Genomic DNA, 25,235 nt, shown 5'->3' on the forward strand with positions numbered 1-25,235 from the left:
GTGGTGTGGGTGGGTGCGGCTCAGGCCGCGTCGCGGATGTCGCCGAGCCAGGGCTCGAGACCGTCCTCCCGGACGGTCCAGCTGCGGGCGTCGAGCAGCGCCTCGGTGGGGGTGAGGAGGATGTCCTCGAACGCTGGTGCGAGGTCGCCGGGGACGGTGCCGAGACCGGTGAGGACCAGCCGCGTCACCGGGGTGCGGCGGCCCCAGGGGCTGAGGCTGCCGATGCTGAGCTGGCCGCCGGCTCCCGACCACTCCAGCTGGACGCCGGGGCGGGTGGGCAGCCAGAACGAGCCACGGGAGCGGAACCGGCCGGTGCCGAGGCGCTCGATCTGGTCGAGCAGCCGCTCGGGGTGGAAGGGGCGGGGGGAGCAGAGGTCGAGCCGCCACGCGCTGCCGCCGTGGAGGGCGGGCAGCTCCGTGTGGAGGTCGGGGGAGAGCCAGGCGCCGGCGCGCGCCGGCTCGTGGCGCTGCGAGGCGATGGTGGTCGGGTCGAGGTCGGCGGGGTCCAGCACGACGTCCGCGTCGGGCCGGGCCAGGGCCCGCACCAGGTCGCGGGCCCCGGTGTCGGCGCTGCCGCCGAGGACGACGAGGTCGGCGAGCTCGACCTGGGCGCAGGCCACCTCGCCGACGCCACGGTCGTCGGCGGGGTTGGTGTGCGCGTCGCGCTCGCGCAGCAGGTCGTCGCTGAGCAGGTCGCGCACGACGTCGTCGCCGCCGAGCGCGGCCACCACGCTGCTCAGCTTGATGTGCCGGGCCAGCCGGGCGTCGCTGGTCAGGGCGTGGGCGAGCTGGCCCGCCTCGGTGCCGGTCGGCAGCCCGGAGACGATCGCGCTCCACCGCCCGTCGCGGGCGAGGCGCTCGAGCGTCGGCAGGATGTCCTCGCGCAGGGCGCAGCCCACGCAGGCGTGCTCGAGCTGGACCTGCTCGTGCTCCAGCACCCCGGTGGTGTCGCTGACGACCCGGGAGAGCACCTGGGAGTGCGGGTCGATGCGGTGTCGTACGACGACCGCGCGGGGCAGGTCCCAGGACAGGCTCATCATCGTCGTGTCCATCGCGGTCGCCTCGACCCCGGTCACCACGACGAGCGGTGTCCTCATGCGCGGCCATCGTAGCGACGCCTGAACTTCTCGACGCGTCCCTCGTTGTCGAGCGTGCGGGCGGTGCCGGTCCAGAACGGGTGGCTGTCGCTGGTGATGTCGACGTCGACGACGGGGTAGGCGGCGCCGTCGACCTCGACGACCGCGACGGGGGGCCGGCTCGCCAGTGTCGAGCGGGTCACCGTGACGCGTCCGGTGGAGCGGTCGCGGAACGCCACCGGCCCGTAGGTCGGGTGCAGGTCCTTCTTCATGGTTCCTCCTGATAACGAGAATCGTTCTCATCATACACACCTCTGGGGAGCCGGGGGCGCCACCGCTCGGCCGTCGACCGGGCAGGCCGTAAACTCCGCTCGTGAACGACGTGCACGTCATCGCCTACTTCGCCGATGACCCGACCCGCACCTACCAGCTCGTCCAGTGGCTCGACGTGCTGGCGCTGCTCCACGAGCAGCACCCGGTGGCGATCGTGGTGCGCGACGCCGCCTCCGGCGAGGTGCTGCGCGAGCGCACCGAGCTGCCGGTGCTCACGGCCGTGGAGTTCCCCGAGCTGACCGCGCTCTACGAGCGGCTCGACGCCAAGGTCGTGCTCTACTGCAACAACTCGATGCTCAACTTCCAGTCGCTGCTCGACGGCCGCCGGCTGCACGTGCACATCAACCACGGCGAGAGCGACAAGCAGTCGATGGCCAGCAACAACGCGAAGGCCTACGACCGCGTCTTCGTGGCCGGCGAGGCCGCGGTGCAGCGCCACGTCACCGGCCTGCTCGAGCTCGACACCCGTCGTCTGGTGCGCACCGGACGACCCCAGCTCGACCTGCGCCCAGCACCGCTGCTGGCGCCCAGCACCCGTCGTACCGTGCTCTACGCCCCCACCTGGGAGGGCGACGCCGACTACAACGACTACACCTCCCTCGACGTGCTGGGCCCGCTGATCGTGGAGGCCGTGCTGGAGGTGCCCGACGTGCGGCTCGTCTACAAGCCGCACCCCAAGATCGTCACCAGCACCACGCCGGCCGTGCGCGAGGCGCACCTGGAGGTGCTGCGCCTTGTCGACGAGGCCGGCGAGCGGCAGCCCGGGGCGGGGCACGCGCAGGTGCTTCGCGGCGACATCCTCGCGGTCATCCCCGATTGCGACGCGATGATCACCGACGTCTCCTCGGTCGGCCTCGACTGGCTCTACCTGCGCACCGAGAAGCCGATCTTCCTCACCGACCGCCACCACGACGGCGAGCGGCTGCGTCGCGAGGTGCCGGTCAGCCGCTGCGCGGACGTGGTCGACACCACGACGGTCGGCGGGCTCACGGCCCTGCTCACGGCGCGGCTCGAGCGCGACGAGCACCACCTGGCCCGGCTGGCGATGCGCCACCACTACTTCGACGACCTCCAGGTCGGTGACAGCACCCGGCGCTTCCTCGACTCCGTCTCCGAGCTGGTGGTCCTGCGCGACCGGCTCCTGGGTGAGGCGGTCGACTCATCCGGTCGCGTCGCCGAGACCATCGCGTGAGCCGACCGCTGCGCGTCCTGCTGCTCGAGAGCCACGAGATCAGCGAGGAGCGGCTGCGCGAGATCTGGCGGCTGCGCCTGGAGATGCTCACGCTCACCCGGCCCGAGGCCCAGGACTGGGAGGAGTTCCGGCGCGCGGTGGTCGGCCCCGACCGCTACGTGTTCGTCTTCGTGGACCCCGACGACGTGGCGCAGGGCTTCTTCACGATCGCGATGCTGCCGGTCGACGTCGAGCGGCGCCGGATGCTGCTGATGTTCTCGAAGTTCTTCTACTTCCGTCGCGCCTACCGCGGGCACCCCAAGACGATCCTGGCGCCGTGGCGGCTGCTGCCGATCGCCTGGCGCGGCTTCGGGCTGCGCAGCCTGCACTTCGTGACCACCGCGTTCCCGCAGAGCTACGTCTCGCTCACACGCACCTCCGGACGCACCTGGTCGCTGCGCGACGAGGGTGCGCCGTCGTGGGCGCGGGCGGCGCTGACCGAGTTCGCCCAGGCGTTCTACCCGACCTCCTTCGACGCCGAGCACGGTGTCGTCCGCGGCGCCAACGTCGCCGACGGCGAGTCGCTGCCCCGCTCGCCCGAGGCGCGCCGCCTCGCCGAGCGCTACGAGGAGCTCAACCCCTGGTGGCGCGAGGGGACCACCCTGCCGATCCTCTTCTCGGTGGATCCGCTGCTGGTGCGCACCAATCTCGGTCGCGTGCTGCGCCGCGCGCTGCGCCGGTCCTGACGACCCACTACCGTCGGTGGATGGCCCTGCGTCCCAGCCGCACCACCTCGCGCCGGCTCCGGTCGGCGTACGTCGCCGTCGCGGCGCTCGACACCCTGCTCGCCGGCACCACCGGCCGGCGGGCGCACAGGGCCAGGAGGTTGACCAAGCCGCTGCTGATGCCGGTGCTGGCGGCCTCCCTGGCCACCGACCCGCGGGCGGTGGGGTCGCCGCTGCGCGCCACGACGCTCGCGGCGCACGCCGGCGGGTGGGGCGGTGACGTGCTGCTCCTGGGTGCGGCCCCGGAGCGGTTCATGGCCGGCGCCGGCTCCTTCGCGCTGGGCCACGCGGCCTACATCGGTGGCTTCCGGTCGCGGCGCGGTGCACCGCGCTGGCCGGCCCCGGCGGCGCTCGCCGTGCTGTGGGGGCTGAGCGGCCCGCCGCTCGCGCTGGCCGCCGCGCGCCAGGACCGCCGGCTGGGCGCAGCGGTCGCGGCGTACTCGGCGGTGCTGACCTCGATGGCCGCCGCCAGCACCCAGGTCGGGCCCTCGGTCGGCGTGGCGGCGCGGCGCAGCACCATGGCCGGGGCGGGGCTGTTCCTGCTCTCCGACGCGATCATCGGGCTGCGCGAGCTGCTGCTCACCGACCCGCCGCAGCGCCTCGAGTCGGCGGTGATGCTCACCTATGCCGCGGCCCAGCTGCTGCTCGCCGAGGGTGCTGCCCGGGCCGGCACTGGCTGAGACTCCCGCCTCAGCCCAGGCGCAGCAGGTGCACCACGCGGCGGGCGGCCTCGCCGCCCTCGCTCTCGGCGACGTCGAGGGCGGTGCGCACGTCGAGGCCGTCGAGCAGGGGAGCGGTGGCGGCCTCGACGGCCGCGGCCGTGGCGCCGCCGCGACCGGCGGCGGCGTACACGCGCTCGAGGCGGGCCTCGGCCGCGTGCAGGTCGTCGGCGTGGAAGCTCCAGGGCTCGCGGTGGTCGCGGTCGACGATGAGGGTGCGCAGGGCGGCCGGGGTGCAGGTGTCGAGGACGTCGTCGACCAGCACCAGGTTGCCGGTCGACTTGGCCATCTTCACGCCGTCGAGGCGGACCTCGCCGACGTGCAGCGCGGCACGGGCGAAGGGCGTGACGCCGCTCAGCGCCTCGACCATCGCGCTCTGGTAGGCGTGGTGGGGGAAGACCAGGTCGTCGCCGCCGACCAGCACGTCGACCGAGGCGCCCTGCACGCACAGCGCCATCGCGGCGCACTCGGCGTGCCACCCCGGTCGCCCCCAGCCCCAGGGGCTGGGCCATGCCGGGTGCTCCGCGCCGGAGGGGCGCCACACCGCCACGTCGAAGGGGTCGTCCTTGTCGCCACGGTCGGGCTCGTCGCCGAAGGCGGCCGAGAGCTGGCGGGCCCGCTCGACGTCGAGGCCCGACCGCTCCAGCACGTGGGCGCCGCGGAACCACACCGTGCCGTCGCGCTCGTACGCCGCTCCCGCGGCGAGCAGGCCCTGCGCGAGCTGCTGGACCGCGTCGACGTGGTGGCGCGCCCGCGGCTGGGCGGCGGGGGTCGCCACGCGCAGCGCCCGCATGCTGTGGTCGAAGACGGCCTCCTGCGTCAGCGCGAACTCGTCGTAGTAGCGCCCACGCTCGCGGGCCGCGGTGGTCAGCACGTCGTCGACGTCGGTGATGTTGCGACAGCTGTGCACGTCGACGCCGGTCGAGGCCAGCACCGAGGTCAGCACGTCGGCCCACACGAACGTGGCGGCGTGGCCCAGGTGCGTGACGTCGTAGGGCGTGATGCCGCAGGTGTAGACCCGGGCGGTCCCCACGACGGGGAGCGGGCGGTCGTCGAGGCGCAGGCTGAGCGGCGCCTTCGGGGCGCGGCCGGTGCGCAGGGCGGGATCGGCGGTGCCGGAGCTCATCGAGGTCGGGGCCATGCCTCATCCTCGCACCCACCACGATGCGGTGAGGTCAGGTCGCCTCTCGTAGGGTGGCAGTGCCGCGGGCCCCTCGACACGCCGTCGACGTCGCCCGCGTTGGAGGAACCAGACACGTGGCAGCCCACCCCGCAGCCCCCGCAGTCCCAGCAACCCCCGCAGCCCAGCCCGACCCAGCGCCGCACCGTCCGAGCCTCGGCTCCGTCGTGCGCCGGGTCTCCTCGAGCCTGCTCGTGGCCGTCGTCGTGCCCGCCGTGCTCTTCTACGGCGTCTTCGCGCTGGCGGGGGTGTGGCCGGCGATCGTGGCCGCGCTGCTCTGGTCGTACGGCGCCATCGGCTGGCGCCTGGTGACCGGGCGCCGCACCTCGGGGCTGCTGGTCCTGGCCGCGGTGCTGCTGACCGGGCGCACCCTGCTCTCGGTGCTCGCCGACAGCACCTGGCTCTACTTCCTGCAGCCGGTCATCAGCGACGGCGTGGTCGGGCTGCTCTTCCTGCTCTCCCTCGCCAGCGCCCGCCCGATGGTCGCCCGGCTGGCCGGCGACTTCTACCCGATGGACCTCGAGATCGCGACCCGCCCGCGCATCCGACGGCTCTTCTGGCACCTCACCGCCCTGTGGGCCCTGCTGGGGATCGCCAAGGCCGGGCTCACCCTGTGGCTGCTGCAGACCCAGACGCTGGAGACCTTCGTGCTGGTCAAGAGCGTCTCCATGCTCGCCATCAACGTGCTGGCCGCGATCGCCACGGTCGCCCTGGCCGCCTACGTCGCCGGGCGTGAGGGGCTGCTGGGCTCCCCGCTCGCCCCCGACCCGGCGCTCGACCCGGCGACTGACGTGGTGCGGACGCGCTCCTGACCCGGTTGCTGCTCACCGCTCGGCGGGCAGGTCGATCCGGAACCTCGCACCCCGCCCGGGGGCGGTGTCGACGCTGAGGGTGCCGCCGTGCGCCTGCACCAGCGAGCTGGCGATGGCCAGGCCGAGACCGGTGCCACCGTCGTTGCGGTTGCGCGACTCGTCGGCGCGGTAGAACCGCTCGAACACCCTGCCCGCGTGGTCGGCGTCCATGCCGGGCCCCTCGTCCGCGACCTCGACCTCGACGCGCGCGGGCGCGCCGTCGTCGCTGCGACGGGTGCCGACCGAGACCGTCACGCGGGTGCCCCCTGGGGTGTGTCGCAGCGCGTTGCCGACCAGGTTGTCGAGCACCTGGCGCAACCGGGGCGCGTCGCCGACGACGACGGGCAGCGCGTCGAGCGGGCCGACCTCGAGCACCACCGGGCGGTCCGGCTGGACCGCCCGCGCGCTCTCCACCGCCTCGGTCGTCAGGTCCAGCAGGTCGACCGGCTCGCTGGCCAGCGGTCGCTGCTGGTCCAGCCGTGCCAGCAGGAGCAGGTCCTCGACGAGCAGGCCCATCCGGGCCGCCTCCGACTCGATGCGCCCGACCACGCGGCGTACGCCGTCGTCGTCGCTGACCGCACCCTGGCGGTAGAGCTCGGCGAACCCGCGGATCGTGGTCAGCGGGGTGCGCAGCTCGTGGCTGGCGTCGGCGACGAAGCGGCGCATCCGCTCCTCGGAGGTGCGGGCGGCCTGCTCGCCGGCCTCGCGCTCGGCGAAGGCCGACTCGACCCGGCCGAGCATCACGTTCAGCGCCGCCGCCAGCTGGCCGACCTCGGTGCGCTCGTCGGCCTCGGGCACCCGCTCGGACAGGTCGCCGGCGGCGATCGCGGCGGCCGTGCGCTCGACGTCCTGCAGCGGGCGCAGGCTGCCCCGCACGAGCAGGTAGCCGACCGCGCCGAGCACGGCGACCGTGACCACGCCGATCACCATCAGCAGCAGCACCAGGCGGTCGAGGATCCCCTGCACGCCGTCGAGGCTCTGCGCGACCATCAAGGTGCCCGAGGACCCGTCGGCCAAGGTCACCGGCACCGCTCGGACCCGCCACCGGCCGTCACCGCTGACCGCTGCGACGGTGAAGCCGTCCCCGTCGCCCGCGGTCTCCGGGTCGTCTGGCAGCAGCGGCAGCGGCTCGTCGTCGACCAGGTTGCTGGTCGGCCCGATCACGCTCTCGCCCGACTCGTCGACGACCTCCACCACGAACTCGCTGGGCAGCGGTCCGCGCCCCAGCGGGCCCCGGGAGCGGGTGGGTGCCTCGCCCAGCCCGGTGCTGCCCGCCACGACCGGTGCCACCCCGCGCAGCTGCTCGTCGACGCGGTCGAGCAGGTAGCCGCGCAGGGTCGCGTGGGTGGCCAGGCCGGAGCCGAGCAGGGCCAGGGTCACCACCAGCAGCAGGGTCGCCACCAGCGCCCGGCGCAGCGGCACCCGGCCGACCAGCCCGGCCACCCTGGGCACGCCGGCCACCCTGGGCACGCTCAGGCCCCGCTCGGGACGCGCAGCACGTAGCCGACCCCGCGCACGGTGTGCAGCAGCCGCGGCTCGGTCGTGTCGACCTTGCGGCGCAGGTAGGAGACGTAGGACTCCACGACGTTGGCGTCGCCGCCGAAGTCGTACTGCCAGACCCGGTCGAGGATCTGGGCCTTGCTCAGCACCCGTCCCGGGTTCTGCAGGAAGTAGCGCAGCAGCTTGAACTCGGTGGGGGAGAGCGCGACCTCGCGCCCGTCCTTCCAGACCTGGTGGGAGTCCTCGTCGAGCTCGACGTCCTCGAAGCGGAACCGGGTCGACGGCGCGGTCGCCGCGCCCTGCGTCGTACGCCGCAGCACCGCGCGGATGCGCGCCACGACCTCCTCGAGGCTGAACGGCTTGGTCACGTAGTCGTCGCCGCCGAGGGTCAGCCCCTGCACCTTGGCCTCGGCGCCGTCGCGCGCGGTCAGGAAGAGCACCGGGCACAGCCGGCCCTCGGAGCGCAGCCGGCGCACCACCTCGAAGCCGTCCATGCCGGGCATCATCACGTCGAGGACCACCAGGTCGGGGCGCCAGTCGCGGGCCACGTCGAGGGCCGTCCGGCCGTCGGGCGCGGTGCGCACCTCGAAGCCGGAGAAGCGCAGGCTCGCGGCCAGCAGCTCGACGATGTTGGGCTCGTCGTCGACGACCAGGAGCCGGGCCTCGGGCGGGGTGCTCTGCGTCGGTGTCACGCGACCATCCTTGCGCGCCGTCCCGGTCGGTGGCTGTGCGCTGCCTGGGAGGAACCTGTGAGTCACGGTCGCCGCGGCGGTGGCCCGGGGCTGCCGCCACCGCCGTCGCTGCCTACGATGGCCGGGTGCGTGGGGCCGCCGGGGTCCTGCGCGGCACGAGGGGGTCGGCGAGACGTGAGCAGCGGACGGCACCGCGCGCCACGACCCGCGCCGCGAGCGGTGCCCCGTCGGCACCGGGCCGTGGTCGGCCTCGGCGCGGCAGGGGCGCTTGCGCTCGGCGCGCTGGCGATGCTGGGCCCGGTCGGCGCGGAGTCCTCGGTCGCCGAGGAGACCCCCGCGCCCGCTGCCGCCGACCCCGCGCCGAGGCGCACGGCCGCCTCGCTCGGCAACGTCGGAGCCGCCGTCGTCGACCCGGTGCGCGGCCGCGACCCACGCCCCGAGCCGGAGCCGGAGCCCGAGCCGGTGCCGTACGCCGGCCCCGGCACCTTCGAGGTGGCCCCGGTCGAGCAGCTGCCACCCCCGGGCACCCTCACGACGTACACGGTCGAGGTCGAGCGCGGGCTGGCCGCCTCGGGCATCGACGCCGCCGAGGTCGCCGAGCAGGTGCACGCCATCCTGGGCGACCCGCGCAGCTGGGTGCGCGGCGAGGCCGGGGTGCTCGAGCCCACCGCAGCCGACCCCGACCTGCGCATCCTGGTGACCACGCCGGCCACCACCGACCGCTTCTGCGCCCCGCTCAACACCCGCGGCGAGCTGTCGTGCCGCAACGGGGGAGTGGTGGCGCTCAACGCGGTGCGCTGGGTGCGGGGCTCGCTGGCCTACGACGGGGGGCTGCGCGGCTACCGCCGCTACCTGGTCAACCACGAGGTCGGGCACGCGCTGGGCAACGGCCACGAGAGCTGCCCGGGCCCCGGCCTGCCCGCCCCGGTGATGCTGCAGCAGACCGTGGTCCTCGACGGCTGCGTGCCCAACGCCTGGCCGTATCCCTGAGCTCCCCGCTGTTCGGGGATCGCCTGACGTCCCAGCAGCGGGAGACCACCGCCGCGACCGGGGCAACCTCGACCGCGAGACGAGGTGGAGGGGGTTCGCCCGGACTGGGCCGGGTCAGCGGGTCGGGTCTAGTAGGAGGTGACCGTGCTGAACGTGCTGCCGCCGTCGTCGCTGCGCAGGAGCTCGTCCTGGGTGGAGACGTAGACCGCACCCGACGTCGTGACCGTCATCGCCTGCACCGCTCCATCCACCGTGGCCTGCTCGGACCACTCGTCGTCGGCGTCCTCGGCGGTGTGGACCTGGCCGGTGGGAGAGATGCCCACGAGACCGCCGTCCTCGGCCCAGTCCACGAGCATCAGCAGCGGCGCGTCCGTCAGCGGCGAGAAGCTCTCGCCGGCATCAGTGCTCAGGAGAAGCCCCGCCTCGCTGGTCGCCACCAGGGCATCGGAGCCCGGATCGGCAGCCACGTCGGCGACCGGCTCGGGCAGGGTGCGCTCGCTCCAGGTCAGCCCGGCGTCGACGCTGCGCAGCAGTCGCACGGCGCCGTCGACGCCGTACAACGCGCTGCCAGCAGCGTCCAACGCGTGGAAGTCCGCTTCCCCGGCCAGGGAGACCCCCTGCCAGGTCTGCCCAGCATCGCCCGAGGTGATGAGCCCCAGGGCCGCCGGGCCTTCCTCGCCGGGCCCGGGGTGGCCGCTGGCGTAGTAGTCGCCGCCGGCGGTGACGGTGAATCCCATCAGGTCGGTGTTCAGCTCCCCGACCGCCGAGGGGGCATCACCGTCGGCGCGCAGCGCGAAGAGTCCGTCGTGGGTGGCCAGGAGCAGCCGTCCGGTCCCGGGCTCCTCCGCCAAGCCGTGCACGTGGTCGGGGGAGAAGGCGGCCTCACCTTGCGTGGACTGCTCGCCACCTGAACATCCGACCAGCGGAGCAGTCAGCAGCAGTGCTGCCGTGACGAGTGACCTGCGGCGAGCGCGGCCGGGGCGGGGGTGGAGGGTGGACATCGATCGACCTTCCGGAGAGGGGCTACGAAGCACGATCGTAGCCAAGGGCTGGATGCGGGGCGCGACGCGGGGTGCGGGCTAGCATGGCGATCGGGCGACGGGACGGGGGGGAGGCATGGGTCTGGGGCCACTCGAGGCGGCGGTGATGGAACGACTCTGGTCCTGGGACCGCCCGGCAACCGTGCGCGACGTGCTCGAGGACATGACCCGACGACCGCCGCTGGCCTATACCACCGTCATGACGGTGATGGACAATCTGCACCGCAAGGGCCTGTTGCTCAGGGAAAAGCAGGGGCGTGCCTACCTCTACCGCCCCACCGGGTCTCGCGAGAGCCACACGGCGGAGCTGATGGGGCAGGCGATGGTCGGCGCCAGCGACCGCAGCGGCGTCCTGCTGCGTTTCGTCGAACAGCTCAGCCCCGAGGACCTGGTGGCGTTGCGCGAACTGGTGGCTGACGCCGGTGAGCGTCCGGAAGCGGACCCCCAGCCTCCGCTGGCGTGATCGCCGCCTCGCTGCGCGGTCCGTGTCCTCCAACCGTGGTGACCCGAGCGGCCCACGCGGCTCTCTCGCCCGTCCAGCTCGACTGGGTGCTGGTCCACGAACGGGCGCACCTGCGCGCACGGCACCACCGCACGTGCTGGTCGCCCATGCCCTCGAGCGCTCGTGAGCAAGTGGGGACATGGGCGGCGATCGCGGGCGTCGTCACGCTGCCGCTGATGGTGGCGGTCGTCCCGGCGCTCGCTGTTGCACTGCACCGGGGCGGACTCGCCTGAAGTCACGCGCCAGCCGCTCGAGATCGGTCGGCCGGTGTCTCGACGGCCGTGTCCCGGCGCCGGAGGAGGCTCGACAGCGCAAGGCGGACGAGCAGCAGTGTCAACGCCAGGACTCCGACGACGTCGCTGAAGCGAGCGACCCGCACGCCTGGTGTCGTCGTGTCGTAGAGCCTTGCCTCGACGACCCGGGCCGCTGGTGTGGTCACGGGGAGCCGGGAGCGCACCGACCCGTCGGCGGCGATCAGGCCGCTCACGCCGTTCACCGATGAGACGACCATGTCACGTCCGGTCTCCACCGCTCGGGCGCGGGAGATCAGGAACTGCTGCTCGGGTTGGGAGGTCCCGGTGAACGCGGCGTTGCTGGTCTGGACGACGACCAGGTCCGCGCCCGCCCGGACCTGGGCGCCGATCGTGTCGGCGTAGGCGACGTCGAAGCAGATCCCGACCGCCAGGTCGAGACTTCCAGCGGGCAGTGGCTTCGGTGCTTCGGCACCCGCGAGCATGTCGCGCGGGATCTCGTCCAGGCGCGGGGAGATCCAGGCCAGTCGGTCCCGCCACGGGATGTACTCGCCGAACGGCACGGGATGTGCCTTCGTGTAGCGGCCGCCCGGGCCGTCACGACCCCAGAGGAGCGACTGGTTGAGGGCCGTGCCGGCGGTGGGGCCCTCGGCGATCGCGGCGATGAGCAGTGGCGCGTCGCCGGTCGCCACCACGCTGGCCTCGACCGCAGCGCGGACCGCGGGATCCACCAGCGGGTCGGCCGGTAGCGAGCTCTCCGGCCACACGACCAGGTCGAGGAGCGGTTGATCCGAGGCGCGCAGCTCCTCGGACAGTGCTTGGGTCAGGGCGAGGTGGCTGGCCAGGATCGCCTCGCGGTGTTCCAGCACCCTGGTGCCGTCGCCGGGGACGTCTCCTTGCACGATCGCCACCCGTGCGGTCTCGGTGCTGGGGCCGGGGTCGGTGGTCGAGCCGGCGACGAGCAGTGATGCGAGGCACAGGGTGACGGCCACGCGACCTGCCGTGTCGTGCACGCCCTCGCTGCGTGGTCGACGGACGTCGGTTGCCCGAGCCAGCCAGGTGACGGGTCGACGGGTGACGACCACTCCCGCCCAGGCCAGCAGGAGGCTGGTCCCGCCGACCCCGGCGAACGCCAGGAGGCCGGACCAGGGGGTGTCGAGCGCGGTGGTCCCCAACCGCCCCCAGGGCAGGCCCCCCAGCGGCCAGCTCGATCGCGCAGCCTCCACGCCCCACCAGGTCGCCGCCAGCACCAGGGTGCTGCCCCGTCGGGCGCCGGTGGCACGCGCGAGCAGGGCGGTGATGGCCGTGCCGGCCGCCCCCCAGGTCACCAGTGCGCCCCAGGCGAGCGGTCCGGTCGAGGCGATCACCCACCACAGGTGGGTCGACCAGAAGGCGAGACCGAACGAGAGCCCGCCCGTCAGGGCGCCTCGCCATGAGCGTGCCCTGCTCCAGCCCACCAGGACCGCACCCACCGCCAGCGGTGCGAACCAGCGGACCGTCGCCGAGTCGAAGGCGAGGCCCAGCGCCAGCGCCGCCGCCGTTGATCCGAGCACCGTGACCGCTGTGCGAATCATCGCGGAGAGCCAATGGCGTGACGCTTCATACTAGTGACGATAGTAGCGGGGAGTCCTGGGGGCTCAGGGACGTCTTCCACACCTTGTTCCATCCAGGCGAACACGGCGCGTCCAGTGCACGGATCTGCGCTGCACTGTGAGCGGTCCGACGACGAGAACGGCGAAGTCTCTGAGGCACCCGCCCCGTTGAAATGACCCTTGTAGCCGCACCATAGGCTACGGCGTGTGAGGCGAATGGGATTGGTCCCAGCGCGGCGCCGCGGGGGGTCCTCCGGCGTACGCCTCCTCGTGCTGCTCGTGACATTGGCCGGGCTTTCCTCCATGCACGGCCTGTCCGATCACGGGACCGCGAGCCATGGCCCCGCCGAGTCGTACCGCACGGGCACCCACCAAGCCATGGGGGCCGGGTCCACCAATACCGTGGACGACGTCACCATGCGCATCCACACGGCCGCCGACGTGACGGGCACCAGCTTGGACACCGCCATGAAGAGCGGCGGTGCCGCTCCCACCAGCGGCGTCGTCGAGTCCGGAGACATGTACGTCGGGATGGCTCTGTGTCTAGCGCTCCTAGCCGGCGCGATCTTCCTGGCGCTGCGTCGCCGCGGTCTCTCGTACCCGCTCTCTTCGGTCGTGACCACGAACACGAGCCGGGGCGTCCTTCCGTCGCGCACTCGCGACTCTGACCCGCCCGACTTGTACGCCCTCTCGATCCAAAGGTGCTGACAGGCGCTGCCACCGAGCTCTCCGCATCGTGAGCTCGGGTGGTCCTCGCGCCCGCACGTACCTCACGCCGCGTCTGTGCGGCATCAAGGAAAGAGACAACTGTGTTCGCCCTTACCCGCATCAAGAACGTCGCCATCGCCAGCGCTGCCGTCCTCGCCCTGTCCGGCGCCCTCGCTGCCTGCGGCGACGATGCGACCGACGCCACCGCCGACCCCTCCGCGGGACGGACAGCCGAGAACGGCGACGTCTTCAACGGCGCCGACGTGCAGTTCGCCACCGACATGATCCCCCACCACGCCCAAGCCATCGAGATGGTCGCTCTCACCCAGGGACGCGTCCTGGACCCCGAGGTTGCCGCCATCGCCGACGAGATCCGAGGCGCACAGGAGCCCGAGATCCAGACCATGACGACGTGGCTGACCGACTGGGGCCAGGACGTCCCTGACGCATCAAGCGGCATGGACATGGGTGGCGACGACATGTCGAGCATGTCGGGGATGATGAGCCCCGACGAGATGACTGGCCTGGCCGAGGCTTCCGACGCCGAGTTCCAGGACATGTGGATCGAGATGATGATCGCGCACCACACCGGCGCGATCGAGATGGCACAGGCCGAACAGGGCAACGGCGAGTTCCCGGATGCGATTGCGCTGGCCAAGGAGATCGAGTCCGCTCAGCAGATCGAGATCGAGCAGCTCGAAGGCCTGCTCAGCCCCTGACCCCGGGCTTCACGCCCCGGTGAAGCGGCCTCACCCAGCAAGCGTTTCCCCCGCCCCTGGGTGGGGCCGCTCGGGTCCCTCATCTGTTGCCGGCTCATGCGGCTCACACACGAAAGCACCGTCGATGAACACCTCACATTCCGTCTCTGTGCCGTACCGCACCCCTCAGGGACCTCCCGCCCCCAAGCGCCGAGCAGCGCTGATCATCGGCGGCACCGGGGCTCTGCTCGCCGTCGCCCTCATGGTCTGGGTGCTCAGGGGCGACGATCATTCGAGCGCACCCGGGGCTGTCGGAGCCGGCGGGACCGTCGCAGTCGGACACATCCACGGCATCGGCATCGATCCTGGCAACGACCGCCTCTACGTCGGCGCGCACGAGGGCGTATTCGCGGTCGGCGACAGCGGAGAGGTGCAGCCGGTCGGCACCGAACGTTTCGACACGATGGGCTTCACCGTGGCCGGGCCAGGTCGGTTCCTTGCCAGCGGGCACCCCCAGCTCGACAGCAACCGTGCCCCGCACCTGGGGCTCTTCGAGTCGAGTGACACCGCAGCAACGTGGTCGAGCGCGAGCCTCGAAGGCGAGGCCGACTTCCATGCCCTGGATTCGACCGAGACCCGCATCTGGGGTGCTGACTCGGTGGGCGGGCGGCTGCTGACCAGCTCCGACGGTCGTGAGTGGGACCTGCTCGCCGAGGGCCAGTTCATCGACGTCGCGGCTGATCCGACCGACCCAGAACGCGCCCTGGCCACCGACAGCACGGGACGGCTGCGCTCATACGCAGCGACCGGTGACGAGAGTGGGCTCTCCGGAGCCCCGGTCCTGACCTTCCTCGACTGGCCCACCGACGACGAGCTGGGCGGACTCGCTCCCGACGGCACGACCCTGCTCTCGCGCGACCAGGGCGCCACCTGGCAGACACGGGCCAGATTGCCCGGCAGCCCCTCCGCGTTCGAGGCCGGCGACGAGGCCTGGTACGCCGCGAGCGACGCCGGCCTGTTCACCTCCAGCGATGACGGGGCGACCTGGACGCCGTTGTTCACCTACCAGGGCACACCATGACAGGCGCGCACAGACGAGCGCCTGGACATGCTCAGCCTTGTACGACGCAGAGCCGCGGCGCACACCGCGCGCAACCTGTCATGACCCCCCACGTCTGGGGAGCAGGTCGCGGCCAGCCAGGGTGCTGTCCCGTCGGGCGCCGGTGGCATGCGCGAGCAGGGCGGTGTTGGCCGTGCCCCGCCGCCCCGGTGGCGTGACACTTGTACTAGTGACGATAGTAATGGGGAGTCCTAGGGTGGTGGCATGGACGTGGTGACCGCCGTCGTGGGTGCTCTCCTGGTGCTGCTGGCGCTCAGGGACGTCTTCCACACCCTGTTCCATCCCGGCGACCACGGCGCGTTCAGTGCGCGGATCTGCGCTGCGCTGTGGGCGGTGGGCTCACGGGCCGGCCGACGGGGCGAGCTGCTAGCGGGACCACTGTCCGTCGTCCTGACCATGCTGCTGTGGATCGCCCTGCTGGTCGCCGGGTTCGCCCTGCTCTACCTCCCGCTGCTCCCGGCTGGCGCGACGTACGGGCACGGCGTGCCCAGCCGGGGCGGGGTCGAGGGGGCTGCCTACCTCTCGTCGGTCGCCCTCGCGACCCTGGGCCTGGGCGACGTGGTCCTGACCCAGCCCTGGGCGCGGCTGCTGGTCCCGTTGCAGGGACTGCTGGGTTTCGGCGTGCTCACCGCGGCCATCGGGTGGACCAGCCAGATCTACCCGGCGTTGGCGCGGCGCCGCTCCCTCGCCCTCGACCTCAGTGCCGCCCTGCGAGCGACGGCTCCCGACCGGGTCGCCGTCGACCAGCTGCACCGATGGACAGCTGCCCTGAGCGCCGTCACGGTCGACCTGGTGCAGAACTCCGAGACGTTCTACTTCCGTGAGAGCGACCCCCGGCTCGGTCTCGGGTCGCTCCTCAGAGATCTCGACCTCGTGACCGCCGCTGCACGTGAAGGCGTCGAAGACCCCTCGGACCGGCAGGTCGCGCAGGGCGCGCTCGACGAGCTCGTGGATCATCTGCTCGTGGTCCTCAGCGCACAGTTCGACCTTCCGACAGACCGGTCGGGGATGCTGGCCGCGTTGGCACCGCGAGGCGCCGCCAAGGACTGAGCCTTCCTGGTCGTGCCTCCCGGATCTGGAGCCACGCTCTCGGCACAATCGCCCCATGCCCCCCGAACCCACCCACCGACGTTCCCTCGTGAAGGCGGCCGTCGTCGGCGGTGTCGCCGTCGGCGCGGTCGGGGTCGCCGTGCGACTCGACCCCTCCTCACGCCCCGACGACGACCTCGCGCCCGGCGGCGCCCTCGAGCTCTCCGCCGACAGCGGGTCGGATGTGAAGTCCCTCGAGGTGCGCCTCGACGACACGATGCTGCGCCGCTCCTCGCAGGCGCGCTGGTCGACCAGGGCGCTGCCCACCTCCGTGCACTCCATGGTCGCGGTGACCTGGCAGGGCGAGAGCACCGCCGAGGTGTCGGTGCGCTCGAAGGTCGCCGGCCAGTGGGGCCAGTGGGCGGTGCTGCCGACCCTCGACGACCACCCCGACCCCACCGACGCCGAGGACACCGCGGTCAATGGCACCCACCTGCGCTGGGTGGGCCCCGCCGAGGGCGTGCAGGTGCAGGTCAGCGGCGTGCGCCCCGAGGCGCTGACCCTGGTGCTGCTGCACCCCGCGCCGCGGCCCGAGGACGAGCTCGACGAGGTGCCGACCTCGCTGGTCGCCGGGCGCTCCACCGCCGCGCGCCAGGGCGAGCCGGTGCCGCGGCCCGCGATCCGCACCCGCAAGCAGTGGGGCGCCACGGAGTCCTGGCGCGACGGCTCGCCGCGCTACAACTCCACCATCGAGCAGCTGCACGTGCACCACAGCGCCAGCGGCAACGACTACGCCCCGGCCGACGTGCCGGCGATCATCCGCGGCTTCTACCGCTACCACACCCAGAACCTGGGCTGGAGCGACATCGCCTACAACTTCCTCGTCGACAAGTACGGCCGGCTCTGGGAGGGCCGGGCCGGTGGCGTGACCAAGCCGGTGCGCGGCGCGCACACCCTCGGCTTCAACGCCACCTCGGCCGGCGTCGCGGCCATCGGCAACTACGAGGTCGCCGGGCCGTCGAAGAAGATGCTGGGCGCGCTGGCCGACCTCGCGGCCTGGAAGCTCGACCAGTACGGCCGCAAGCCGCGGGGCAAGATCACGGTCCGCTCCGAGGGCAGCGACAGGTACGCCGCCGGCGCGATGGCGACGCTGCGCATCATCGACGGCCACCGCGACACCAACGACACCGCCTGCCCCGGCAAGCTGCTCTACGCCCGGCTCGACGACGTGCGCTCCGAGGCCCACCGGATCGTCAAGAGGTACCGCAGCAGCACGCCGAAGGTGCGGGCCACCCGGCGCCCCGAGATCACCGGTCGCAGCCGACCGGGCAAGCCGCTCAAGCTCGACCCGGGAGCCTACGAGCCCTCGGGCGCCAAGGTCAGCGTGCAGTGGCGCCGCGACGGCAAGGCCGTGAGCGGGGCCACCGGCCTGCGCTACCGCTGCACCGAGGCCGACCTGGGCAGCGAGATCACCGCCCTGGTCAGGGCCACCAGCCCGGGGGCGGAGCCCACCCAGGACGTCGTCTCCGCCGGCCGGGTCACCACGCCGGTCAAGGTGGTGCCCTCGGCGCGGTCGCGGCGCGGGCGGGTGCGCGTGCTGGTCGACTTCGTGCCGCCCCGGGGGCTGGCGGTGACGCCGACCGGGCGGGTGAGCATCAAGGTCGGCAGCCGCACCAAGACCGTGCCCCTGCGCGACGGCAAGGTGCGCACCACGCTGGGCAAGCGCCGGCCCATGCGGCCGGGCCAGCGCCGCGTCGTGGTCACCTACACCGGCGACCGCTCCTGCAACCCCTCGCAGCGCGAGACGACGGTCGAGATCGTCAGCTGAGCCCGGTGCTCGCCCTCACCCGAGGGCGAGCACGGGCCCCGCGACCAGGCCGAGAGCGACCGCACCGGCGGCGCAGGTCATCGCGAGCGCTGCCGGAAGCCGCCGCGTGGTGGTGCTGTCCTCGTCCTCGTCCTGGTCCGTCGTGGCCAGGCAGGTCGCCAGCCAGCGCAGGTAGTAGGCCAGGCTCAGCACCGTGTTGGCTGCGACCAGCACGGCCAGCCACGCCAGCCCGGCCTCCCAGGTGACCGCGATGGTGGCGACCTTGGCCACGAAGACCGCGGTGGGCGGGGTGCCCACCAGGCCGAGCAGCGCCACGCCGAGCGCGACGACCAGCCCGGGCCGGCGCCGCGCGACGCCACGCCACTGGTCCACGCGCACGCGCTCGGGCTCGGCGCGCAGCACGGCGAAGCAGGCCAGGTTGGTCACGGCGTAGCCGGCGAGGAAGAGCAGCACCGCCGGCCGGGCCCGCTCGACGCTGGGCACGGCGGCCACCACGGCGAGCAGGTAGCCGACCTGGCTGATGGTCGACCAGCCCAGCAGCCGGCGCACGTCGCCCTGGGTGAGCGCCGCCAGGTTCCCTGCGGTCATGCCCAGCGCGGCCAGGGCGGCCACCAGCAGCGGCCACACGTCCTGGCGGGGCAGCGCCTCGAGCAGCCGCATCACCGCCACCACCGCCCCCAGCTTGGGCACCGTGGTCAGGAAGGCGGCGCTGGTGACCCACGAGCCCTGCACCGCGTCGGGCACCCAGAAGTGCGCCGGCACCGCCCCGGCCTTGAACAGCAGCCCGAAGACGACCAGCACCACTCCGGCGGCCCCGGCGGCGGCCGGCGCGTCGCGCACCCCGGCGCCCAGGTCGGCGTACGCCGTGGTGCCCGCGAGGCCGAAGAGGACGCCGGCCCCCAGCATCAGCACGATGCCCGAGAGCGCACCGACCAGGTAGGTCTTGAGCGCGGCCTCGGGGGCGGTGGCGGCCGCGGACAGCCCGATCAGCCCGTAGAGGGGGATGCTGGCCAGCAGGAAGCCGACCACGAGCACGGCGAGGTCGGTGGCCCCGCCCACCACCAGCACGCCGTCGGCACCGAGCAGGAGCAGGACGTAGACCTCGCTCTCGCGGGGGTGACCGGCCACCTCGTCGCCGGCCAGCGCCAGCAGCACGAGCAGCGCGCCGCCGACCACGAGCCGCAGCAGCCCGGTCGTCTCGTCGACCGCGAACGTGCCCGAGAACGCCGTGGTCGGGTCGGACAGCAGGCCATGGACCGCGGCGGCGAGGAAGACCAGCACCGTCAGCGCGGCCACCGCCCGGACGCGGCGCTGGCGCAGCCGCGGGGTCCACGACCCCAGCAGCAGGCAGCCGACCGCCCCGAGCAGGAGCACCAGCTCGGGCAGCAGCGCCAGGACGCTCGTCGTCATGCTCACGCCGTCACCTCACCGTCTCCTCGTCGTCACCGGGACACCAGCGCGGCCGCCGCGGCCGCCGCGGGCTCGAGGAGGTCGAGCAGCGGACGCGGCGCCAGTCCGATCGCCACCGCCAGGACGAGCAGCACGGCGATCGGCGCCCACTCGCGGGCCCGGACGTCGGCGAAGCCCTCGGCGAGCCCGCTCACGGGGCCGGTGAGCAGCTGCTGGACCGCGCGCAGCAGCACCGCCGTCATCAGCAGGATGCCCAGCAGGGCCACCGCGCTCCAGGGCACCACCGCGACGGCGCCGGCGAAGACCTGCAGCTCGGCGACGAAGCCGGAGAGCCCCGGCAGGCCCAGCGAGCCCAGGGCCGCCAGCACCAGGAGGGCGGCGAAGCGGGGAGCGCGCGCGGCGAGCCCGCCGTACGCCGCCAGGTCGTAGCTCTCGCGGCGGGTCCAGAGCACCCCGGCCAATAGGAACAGCGCGCTGGTCAGCAGGCCGTGGCTGACCATCTGGGTCGCCGCGCCGGTGACCGCGGTGGCCCGGGCCCCGTCGTCGGCGGGGCCCTCGCCCAGCATCCCGGCCGCACCGACCGCCAGCACGACGTAGCCCATGTGGTTGACCGAGGTGTAGGCGACCATCCGCTTCAGGTCGCTCTGCGCCAGCGCCACCAGCGCGCCCCACAGCACCGAGACGACGCCGACGGCCACGAGCACCGGTGCCCAGGCGCGCCAGGCCTCGGGCAGCATCGGCATCGCGATCCGCACGAACCCGTAGGTGCCGAGCTTGAGCATCACGCCGGCCAGCACGGCCGACCCGATCGCCGGCGCGTCGGTGTGCGCGGGCGGCAGCCAGGTGTGGAACGGCACGGTCGGGGTCTTGACGGCCAGCCCGAGCAGCACCGCGCCGAGCACCAGCACCCCGGTGGCGCCGCTGCCCTGCAGCGGCGGGTCGGCCGCCAGCGCGACCATGTCGAAGGTGCGTGGCTCGGAGGCGACGTAGAGGCCGATGAAGCCGAGCAGCAGCGCCAGGGAACCCAGGAAGGTGTAGAGGAAGAACTGCAGCGCCGAGCGCGCCCGGTCGCCGTGGCCCCAGCCGTGGATGGAGAAGTACATGCCCACGATGGACAGGTCGAAGAAGAGGAAGAAGACGATCAGGTCGGCGGCGGCGAAGACCCCCAGGCAGGTGGTCTCGAGGGCCAGGAACAGGGCCGCCTGCAGGCGGGGGCGCTGCTCGTCGCCGAGCGCGTAGACCGCGCACGCGGCGAACACGACGGTGGTCATCAGGACCAGTGCCAGCGAGAGCCCGTCGAGCCCGACGTGGTAGCTCGCTCCCAGGCCGGGGATCCACTGCACCTGCTGCTCGAAGGCCAGGGCGCCCGGCCCGGGGTCCTCGAAGCGGGCCCACAGCACCGCGGCCAGCACCACCTCGAGGGTCGTCACGCCCACGAAGGCCCACCGGGCCCACCGGTCGGGGACGGCCGGGACCAGCAGCGCGGCCGCGGCGAGCAGGGGCAGGAGCACCAGGACGGAGAGCACGCTCTACCTCAGACTTCCGACGAGGACGACCAGGGACACGACGACGAGCACGAGCAGCAGCAGGGCGACCTGCTGCAGGTAGTAGTGGTGCAGCTGGCCGCTCGCCGAGCTGCGGCGCACCGCGCGCCCGCCGCGGGCCAGCGCGCCGGCCACGCCGTGGACCGCGCCGTGGGTGCCGGCGTCGGCGCGCGCGGACACCCCGGCGAGACGCGTCGCCGCCCCCGCGGCACCGGTCACGGCACGGGCGAGCACCCGGTCGTCGACCCGGGCGGCCGCCTCGGCGAGGCGCACGGTCGGTCGCACCACCGTGAGGTGCACCGCGGTCTCCAGGCGCAGCCAGTCGTGCAGCCACGCGCGCAGCGGCCGCAGCGGCGCGGGTGCCTCACGGCCCCGTCCGACCAGCCACGCGGTGGCGCCGGCCACCGCGAGCACGAGCACCGACGAACCGACCAGCTCGGGCCACGTCGGCTCGGCGGGCACCCGGCCGGGGAGCCGCTCGAGCAACGCCGGCAGGGCCAGCACACCGAAGAGCACCGCCCCGAGCGCGAGCGGGACCAGCGCCACCGGGACGCGGCGCGGCACCCGCCCCGCCTGCTCGGCCGGTCGGGCAGGGACAGGACGCGCGAGGTGCACCAGCGCGAGCACCGCGTAGCCCGCCGCGAGCGCGGTGGCCACCAGGGCGGCGGCGTACAGCGCAGCCGACTCGGCGTGGGTGGCGGCCAGCACGGCGTCCTTGGTGCCCCACAGCGAGAGGGGCGGCAGTCCGGCGAGCGCGAGCAGTGCGGCCACGGCCAGGACGCCGAGGGTCGGCCAGCGTCGGGCAGCGCCGGTGAGCACGTCGAGCCGCTTGCTGCCCAGCGCCTCGAGCCAGGCACCGGCCGCCAGGAACAGCAGCGCCTTGACCGCGGCGTGGGCGACCAGGTGGGCGGTGCCGGCCGCGGTCGCACCGACGCCCGCGGCGAGCACGACGAAGCCGAGCTGGGCGCTGGTGGAGGCCGCCAGCAGGAGCTTGAGGTCGGTCTGGGTGAGGGCCACCGCCCCGAGGACCACGGCGGTGGCGACGCCGAGCCAGGCGGTGGTCGGCGCGGCCCAGCCGGTGGCCTCGAGCAGCGGCGACAGCCGCACCAGCAGGTAGCCGCCGAGGGCCACCATGGCCGCGGAGTGCAGCAGCGCCGAGACGGGGCTCGGCCCGTCCATGGCACGGGCCAGCCAGAAGGAGAACGGCAGCTGGGCCGCCTTGCCGAGCGCAGCCACCAGCACCCCGGCGGCGGCGACGTCGCGCCACCCGCCCTCGATGCCGGCCAGCGCGTCGAGCGAGAGGTCGGTGCCGCCGGCCAGGGCGGCCGCCGTCGCCAGGTAGAGACCCAGGTCGGCGGCGCGGGTGGTGAGGAAGGCGGTGGCCCCCGAGGCCACCCGACCGGGGTCGGCGTAGCGGTAGCCGATCAGTGCGTACGACGCCGCGCCCATCAGCTCCCAGCCCACCAGCAGCCCCGGCAGGCTGGTGGCCAGGACGGTCAGCGCCGCCGCCGCGGTGAAGAGCAGCATCAGCCCGGTGAAGCGCGGCTCCCGGGTCTCGGCCACGCCCCCGGCCACGACCAGCACCAGCGTGGCGACGACCAGGACGGTGGGCAGCAGCACCTCGGCCGGACCACTCGTGGTCAGCCCCCACCGGGAGCCGGCGACGAACGGCACGGACACCTCGGCTCCGGCGACGACCGCGGGCACCGATGCCGTCGCCGCGGCGGCGAGGGTGGCCACTCCGGCGGCCGCCGACCACCGGGACGGGCCGGCCAGCACCAGCACCGCCCCGACGACCGCGGGCACCGCGACGAGGAGGACGAGCAGCAGGTCGGGGGCGCTCACTCGTGCAGCTCCGTGGCCATGTCGGTCATGTCGGAGCCGGCACGCCGGTGCAGCAGGGTGGCGACCGCGAAGCCGGTGGCCATCTCGACGGTCATCGCCGCCAGCACCACCAGCAGGAGGACCTGGCCCGAGGGATCGGGGGAGAGGAACCACCAGAAGCCGCCGAGCGCGAGGAGCACGCCGGCGATCATCAGCTCCAGGCCCATCATCACCATCACCACGACCTGCTGCGAGAGGGCGCCGTAGAGGCCCACGGCCAGCAGGGCCGAGGCGACGAGCAGGACGGTCTCGAGGGTCATCGGCGCTCCTCGCGGCGCTCGAGGGCGGGCGGGTCGAGCGCGGGCTGGTCGAGGTCGTCGCCCATCCGGTCGTAGCGGGTGCGCGAGGACGACAGCAGCACGCCCACGACGATCGTGGCGACCATGACCGGGCCGACGACCATCATCACCAGCATGTGGCTCTCCATGATCGCGGTGCCCAGCGCCTCGGTGACGTCGGGCGAGGGCGAGCCCCGGCGCTCGGGCCACGGCACCAGGACCGCGCCGCTGCCCAGGGCCACGAAGGTCACCACCGCGACCCCGATGGCGGCACGGTGCGAGTGCACCATGCTCATCGGCATCAGCGCCGGGTTCATCCCCATGAACATGACCATGTAGACGGCCATCACGGCCATCTCCATCACCATCATCAGCACCACGACCACCCCGAGGTAGGACTGCTGCATCAGCAGCAGCGCGCCGCCGGTGGCCACGAACGAGGCCGCCAACGCGTACGTCGCCCGCGCCATCGAGTCGACCACGAAGACCAGCACGCCCATCGCCACCGCCACCAGCGCGCAGGCCCAGAAGGCGACATCGACCAGACCCATCGTGCTCACCGTGCTCACCGTGCTCACCGTGCTCACCGCCCCGCCACGACGACGATGCCGACGACGAGGTCCTGCAGCACCACCAGCGGCAGCAGCACCGTCCACAGCGGCTCCACCAGCCGGTGCACCCGCAGGGCGGGCAGCCGGCCGGCCACCCAGGCCAGCGCCGCGGTGAGCAGCAGCGCCTTGAGGAGCACCCAGACCGCCCCGGGCAGCCACGGTCCCGACGCGCCACCCAGGAAGAGCGGCACCGCCACCGCGGCACCCGCACCGAGCAGTGCGTAGCGCGCCGCGCGCACCACCAGCGCGTCCGGCCCCGACAGCTCGGCCAGCACCCCCTCGGCGCTCTCGCGCCCGGCCGGTGCGGCGAGCGGGCCGAGCACCGAGAAGCCGAGCACCCCCAGCAGGTAGGCGACGAAGGCGACCGGCATCCACGCGGCGTACCAGAGCGAGCCCTGGGCGCCGGCGACCACCGCGAGGTCGAGGCTGCCGGCGGCCAGGGCCGGGGCGACCAGCGCGAACATCAGCGGCAGCTCGTAGGCGAGTGCGAGCGCCAGGAAGCGGTAGCCGCCGACGAGGCCGACCACGGAGTTGGCGCCCCAGCCCACCAGCCAGACGAAGGCCCACACGAGGATGTCGAGGGTGTTGGCCCACACCACGCCGAGCGAGCCGGTCAGCAGCGCGGCGTCCTCGAGCGGCACGAGCGCCACCAGCAGCACGGCCACGGGCAGCAGCGACCAGCCGGCGAGGCGCCAGAGCAGCCGGTCGGCCGAGATCGTGTCGCGCCTGCGCTGGCGCAGCAGCCGGGCCATCTCGCGGGGAGCGTGCAGCACGGCGTCGCCGCCGCTGCGACCGGTCGCGACGGCGTACGACGCGCTGGCCGTCCAGGCGAGCACGAAGGTCAGCAGCAGGACCCCGGCGGCGCCGGTGGTCGCCTCGAGCGCCTCAGCCACGACCTGCTCCTGCGGCTGACGGCTCGAGCAGCGGTGCGTGGGCGGCGACCAGCAGGCGCACGTCACCCAGGTCGTGGCCCTCGAGCAGGGACGCCAGCGCCGCGTCGTCGAGCCGGTGCGTCGAGGCGTCGATGCGCTCGTCGAGCAGCCGCCCGAGGACGTCGGTCACGGAGTGCGGCAGCACGTGGTGCCGGGCCAGGCGGGCCAGGCGGGCACGCACCCGGCCGCCCCCACCGTCGAGCTCGGGCCCAGGGTGCTGGTCGCGCACCATCCGCGCACGCGCGGCCCAGACGTCGTCGCCGACCAGGGACAGCACGCGGGCCACGGCGTCCCAGGCCGCGACGGCGGCCGGCACGTGGGTGGGGCTCGCCGGGCGCTGCACCTCGACGTGCGCCACGACGTCGCCGTGCAGCCGGGTGTGCAGCTCGAGACCGCCGGGCCAGTGGTCGAGCAGGGGGCCGAGCGGGTGCACCAGGACGTCCATCTCCAGCCCGTCGCGGTCGTCGTCGCCCTCGGCGAGCGGGATGCCTCCCGGTGCCATCTCCATGTC

General features: G+C 73.6%; 25 protein-coding genes. 11 read left to right on the forward strand and 14 right to left on the reverse strand.

What is annotated here, in order from left to right; all coding sequences use genetic code 11:
* Window positions 1-20 precede the first annotated feature (20 nt).
* Window positions 21-1,097: a CobW family GTP-binding protein gene (locus tag QWJ41_RS15275; protein WP_302709271.1), complete on the reverse strand. Its 1,077-nt coding sequence runs from the start codon at window positions 1,095-1,097 to the stop codon at window positions 21-23.
* The gene (locus QWJ41_RS15280; protein ID WP_302709272.1) at window positions 1,094-1,348 is read right to left on the reverse strand and encodes a type B 50S ribosomal protein L31; all 255 of its coding nucleotides are present in this window, start codon (window positions 1,346-1,348) and stop codon (window positions 1,094-1,096) included. The genes QWJ41_RS15275 and QWJ41_RS15280 overlap by 4 nt, the downstream gene beginning before the upstream one ends.
* Before the next feature lie 101 nt (window positions 1,349-1,449).
* On the opposite strand from QWJ41_RS15280, the gene QWJ41_RS15285 reads away from it, so the two are divergent.
* Genes QWJ41_RS15285 through QWJ41_RS15295 form a run of 3 tightly spaced genes read left to right on the forward strand, consistent with a single transcriptional unit; the run spans window position 1,450 to window position 4,045 of the window.
* Window positions 1,450-2,601: a CDP-glycerol glycerophosphotransferase family protein gene (locus tag QWJ41_RS15285; protein ID WP_302709273.1), complete on the forward strand. Its 1,152-nt coding sequence runs from the start codon at window positions 1,450-1,452 to the stop codon at window positions 2,599-2,601.
* Complete coding sequence (locus QWJ41_RS15290) at window positions 2,598-3,326, forward strand: hypothetical protein (RefSeq protein WP_302709274.1); 729 nt, start codon at window positions 2,598-2,600, stop codon at window positions 3,324-3,326. The genes QWJ41_RS15285 and QWJ41_RS15290 overlap by 4 nt, the downstream gene beginning before the upstream one ends.
* 20 nt (window positions 3,327-3,346) lie before the next feature.
* The gene (locus tag QWJ41_RS15295) at window positions 3,347-4,045 is read left to right on the forward strand and encodes a lysoplasmalogenase (protein WP_302709275.1); all 699 of its coding nucleotides are present in this window, start codon (window positions 3,347-3,349) and stop codon (window positions 4,043-4,045) included.
* 10 nt (window positions 4,046-4,055) lie between these two features.
* Here the strand turns inward: QWJ41_RS15295 and QWJ41_RS15300 are convergent, their stop codons facing one another.
* Window positions 4,056-5,225, reverse strand: a complete 1,170-nt coding sequence (locus QWJ41_RS15300) for a cysteine--tRNA ligase (RefSeq protein WP_302709276.1) — start codon at window positions 5,223-5,225, stop codon at window positions 4,056-4,058.
* A gap of 116 nt (window positions 5,226-5,341) precedes the next feature.
* Between QWJ41_RS15300 and QWJ41_RS15305 the strand changes: the two genes are divergently transcribed.
* Window positions 5,342-6,076: a VC0807 family protein gene (locus QWJ41_RS15305; protein ID WP_302709277.1), complete on the forward strand. Its 735-nt coding sequence runs from the start codon at window positions 5,342-5,344 to the stop codon at window positions 6,074-6,076.
* Window positions 6,077-6,088: 12 nt separating this feature from the next.
* Here the strand turns inward: QWJ41_RS15305 and QWJ41_RS15310 are convergent, their stop codons facing one another.
* The gene (locus QWJ41_RS15310; RefSeq protein WP_302709278.1) at window positions 6,089-7,567 is read right to left on the reverse strand and encodes a sensor histidine kinase; all 1,479 of its coding nucleotides are present in this window, start codon (window positions 7,565-7,567) and stop codon (window positions 6,089-6,091) included.
* A gap of 20 nt (window positions 7,568-7,587) precedes the next feature.
* On the reverse strand, window positions 7,588-8,307 hold the full coding sequence (locus tag QWJ41_RS15315; protein ID WP_302709279.1) for a response regulator transcription factor: 720 nt from the start codon (window positions 8,305-8,307) through the stop codon (window positions 7,588-7,590).
* Between the two features lie 174 nt (window positions 8,308-8,481).
* Here QWJ41_RS15315 and QWJ41_RS15320 point away from each other — a divergent pair, with 174 nt between their 5' ends.
* Window positions 8,482-9,297, forward strand: coding sequence for a DUF3152 domain-containing protein (locus QWJ41_RS15320; RefSeq protein WP_302709280.1), 816 nt, complete (start codon window positions 8,482-8,484; stop codon window positions 9,295-9,297).
* Window positions 9,298-9,425: 128 nt separating this feature from the next.
* On the opposite strand, the gene QWJ41_RS15325 is transcribed toward QWJ41_RS15320, so the two are convergent.
* Window positions 9,426-10,298, reverse strand: a complete 873-nt coding sequence (locus QWJ41_RS15325; protein WP_302709281.1) for a F510_1955 family glycosylhydrolase — start codon at window positions 10,296-10,298, stop codon at window positions 9,426-9,428.
* A 115-nt stretch (window positions 10,299-10,413) separates the two neighbouring features.
* On the opposite strand from QWJ41_RS15325, the gene QWJ41_RS15330 reads away from it, so the two are divergent.
* On the forward strand, window positions 10,414-10,800 hold the full coding sequence (locus QWJ41_RS15330; RefSeq protein ID WP_193667627.1) for a BlaI/MecI/CopY family transcriptional regulator: 387 nt from the start codon (window positions 10,414-10,416) through the stop codon (window positions 10,798-10,800).
* A 274-nt stretch (window positions 10,801-11,074) separates the two neighbouring features.
* On the opposite strand, the gene lnt is transcribed toward QWJ41_RS15330, so the two are convergent.
* Window positions 11,075-12,664, reverse strand: a complete 1,590-nt coding sequence (lnt, locus tag QWJ41_RS15335) for an apolipoprotein N-acyltransferase (protein WP_193667626.1) — start codon at window positions 12,662-12,664, stop codon at window positions 11,075-11,077.
* A gap of 288 nt (window positions 12,665-12,952) precedes the next feature.
* On the opposite strand from lnt, the gene QWJ41_RS15340 reads away from it, so the two are divergent.
* The 5 genes from QWJ41_RS15340 to QWJ41_RS15360 all read left to right on the forward strand — a co-directional run bounded on the left by QWJ41_RS15340 (window position 12,953) and on the right by QWJ41_RS15360 (window position 18,065).
* Window positions 12,953-13,390: a hypothetical protein gene (locus QWJ41_RS15340; RefSeq protein ID WP_193667625.1), complete on the forward strand. Its 438-nt coding sequence runs from the start codon at window positions 12,953-12,955 to the stop codon at window positions 13,388-13,390.
* A 38-nt stretch (window positions 13,391-13,428) separates the two neighbouring features.
* On the forward strand, window positions 13,429-14,109 hold the full coding sequence (locus QWJ41_RS15345; protein WP_302709282.1) for a DUF305 domain-containing protein: 681 nt from the start codon (window positions 13,429-13,431) through the stop codon (window positions 14,107-14,109).
* 148 nt (window positions 14,110-14,257) lie between these two features.
* The gene (locus tag QWJ41_RS15350; protein ID WP_193667623.1) at window positions 14,258-15,169 is read left to right on the forward strand and encodes a F510_1955 family glycosylhydrolase; all 912 of its coding nucleotides are present in this window, start codon (window positions 14,258-14,260) and stop codon (window positions 15,167-15,169) included.
* A 243-nt stretch (window positions 15,170-15,412) separates the two neighbouring features.
* The gene (locus QWJ41_RS15355; RefSeq protein ID WP_302709283.1) at window positions 15,413-16,258 is read left to right on the forward strand and encodes a potassium channel family protein; all 846 of its coding nucleotides are present in this window, start codon (window positions 15,413-15,415) and stop codon (window positions 16,256-16,258) included.
* 55 nt (window positions 16,259-16,313) lie between these two features.
* Window positions 16,314-18,065, forward strand: coding sequence for an N-acetylmuramoyl-L-alanine amidase (locus tag QWJ41_RS15360; RefSeq protein ID WP_302709284.1), 1,752 nt, complete (start codon window positions 16,314-16,316; stop codon window positions 18,063-18,065).
* Window positions 18,066-18,080: 15 nt separating this feature from the next.
* On the opposite strand, the gene QWJ41_RS15365 is transcribed toward QWJ41_RS15360, so the two are convergent.
* The 7 genes from QWJ41_RS15365 to QWJ41_RS15395 all read right to left on the reverse strand — a co-directional run.
* Window positions 18,081-19,475 (reverse strand): NADH-quinone oxidoreductase subunit N, encoded by a 1,395-nt coding sequence (locus QWJ41_RS15365; RefSeq protein WP_302709348.1) that lies wholly within the window; start codon window positions 19,473-19,475, stop codon window positions 18,081-18,083.
* A gap of 32 nt (window positions 19,476-19,507) precedes the next feature.
* Complete coding sequence (locus QWJ41_RS15370; RefSeq protein ID WP_302709285.1) at window positions 19,508-21,001, reverse strand: complex I subunit 4 family protein; 1,494 nt, start codon at window positions 20,999-21,001, stop codon at window positions 19,508-19,510.
* Window positions 21,002-21,004: 3 nt separating this feature from the next.
* Entirely contained in the window at window positions 21,005-22,864 is a 1,860-nt protein-coding gene (locus QWJ41_RS15375; protein ID WP_302709286.1) for a proton-conducting transporter transmembrane domain-containing protein, read from the reverse strand.
* The gene (locus QWJ41_RS15380) at window positions 22,861-23,163 is read right to left on the reverse strand and encodes an NADH-quinone oxidoreductase subunit NuoK (protein ID WP_193667617.1); all 303 of its coding nucleotides are present in this window, start codon (window positions 23,161-23,163) and stop codon (window positions 22,861-22,863) included. The genes QWJ41_RS15375 and QWJ41_RS15380 overlap by 4 nt, the downstream gene beginning before the upstream one ends.
* A complete protein-coding gene (locus QWJ41_RS15385) occupies window positions 23,160-23,750 on the reverse strand; it encodes an NADH-quinone oxidoreductase subunit J (RefSeq protein ID WP_302709287.1) in 591 nt (196 codons plus the stop codon). Before QWJ41_RS15385 ends, QWJ41_RS15380 begins: the two co-directional genes overlap by 4 nt.
* A gap of 14 nt (window positions 23,751-23,764) precedes the next feature.
* Complete coding sequence (locus QWJ41_RS15390; protein ID WP_302709288.1) at window positions 23,765-24,685, reverse strand: NADH-quinone oxidoreductase subunit H; 921 nt, start codon at window positions 24,683-24,685, stop codon at window positions 23,765-23,767.
* Window positions 24,678-25,235: hypothetical protein (locus QWJ41_RS15395; RefSeq protein ID WP_302709289.1), on the reverse strand; the 558-nt coding region annotated here is incomplete at its 5' end. The genes QWJ41_RS15395 and QWJ41_RS15390, both read right to left, overlap by 8 nt.

This window comes from Nocardioides cremeus (genome assembly GCF_030518195.1).
Classification (GTDB): Bacteria; Actinomycetota; Actinomycetes; order Propionibacteriales; family Nocardioidaceae; genus Nocardioides; species Nocardioides cremeus.

Excerpts from the sequence above, each read along its gene's own strand:
- QWJ41_RS15275 (WP_302709271.1), bottom strand. The coding sequence starts at position 1,097 with ATGAGGACACCGCTCGTCGTGGTGACCGGGGTCGAGGCGACCGCGATG.
- QWJ41_RS15280 (WP_302709272.1), bottom strand. The coding sequence starts at position 1,348 with ATGAAGAAGGACCTGCACCCGACCTACGGGCCGGTGGCGTTCCGCGAC.
- QWJ41_RS15295 (WP_302709275.1), top strand. The coding sequence starts at position 3,347 with ATGGCCCTGCGTCCCAGCCGCACCACCTCGCGCCGGCTCCGGTCGGCG.
- QWJ41_RS15300 (WP_302709276.1), bottom strand. The coding sequence starts at position 5,225 with ATGGCCCCGACCTCGATGAGCTCCGGCACCGCCGATCCCGCCCTGCGC.
- QWJ41_RS15325 (WP_302709281.1), bottom strand. The coding sequence starts at position 10,298 with ATGTCCACCCTCCACCCCCGCCCCGGCCGCGCTCGCCGCAGGTCACTC.
- QWJ41_RS15330 (WP_193667627.1), top strand. The coding sequence starts at position 10,414 with ATGGGTCTGGGGCCACTCGAGGCGGCGGTGATGGAACGACTCTGGTCC.
- lnt (WP_193667626.1), bottom strand. The coding sequence starts at position 12,664 with ATGATTCGCACAGCGGTCACGGTGCTCGGATCAACGGCGGCGGCGCTG.
- QWJ41_RS15355 (WP_302709283.1), top strand. The coding sequence starts at position 15,413 with ATGGACGTGGTGACCGCCGTCGTGGGTGCTCTCCTGGTGCTGCTGGCG.
- QWJ41_RS15360 (WP_302709284.1), top strand. The coding sequence starts at position 16,314 with ATGCCCCCCGAACCCACCCACCGACGTTCCCTCGTGAAGGCGGCCGTC.
- QWJ41_RS15365 (WP_302709348.1), bottom strand. The coding sequence starts at position 19,475 with ATGACGACGAGCGTCCTGGCGCTGCTGCCCGAGCTGGTGCTCCTGCTC.
- QWJ41_RS15380 (WP_193667617.1), bottom strand. The coding sequence starts at position 23,163 with ATGACCCTCGAGACCGTCCTGCTCGTCGCCTCGGCCCTGCTGGCCGTG.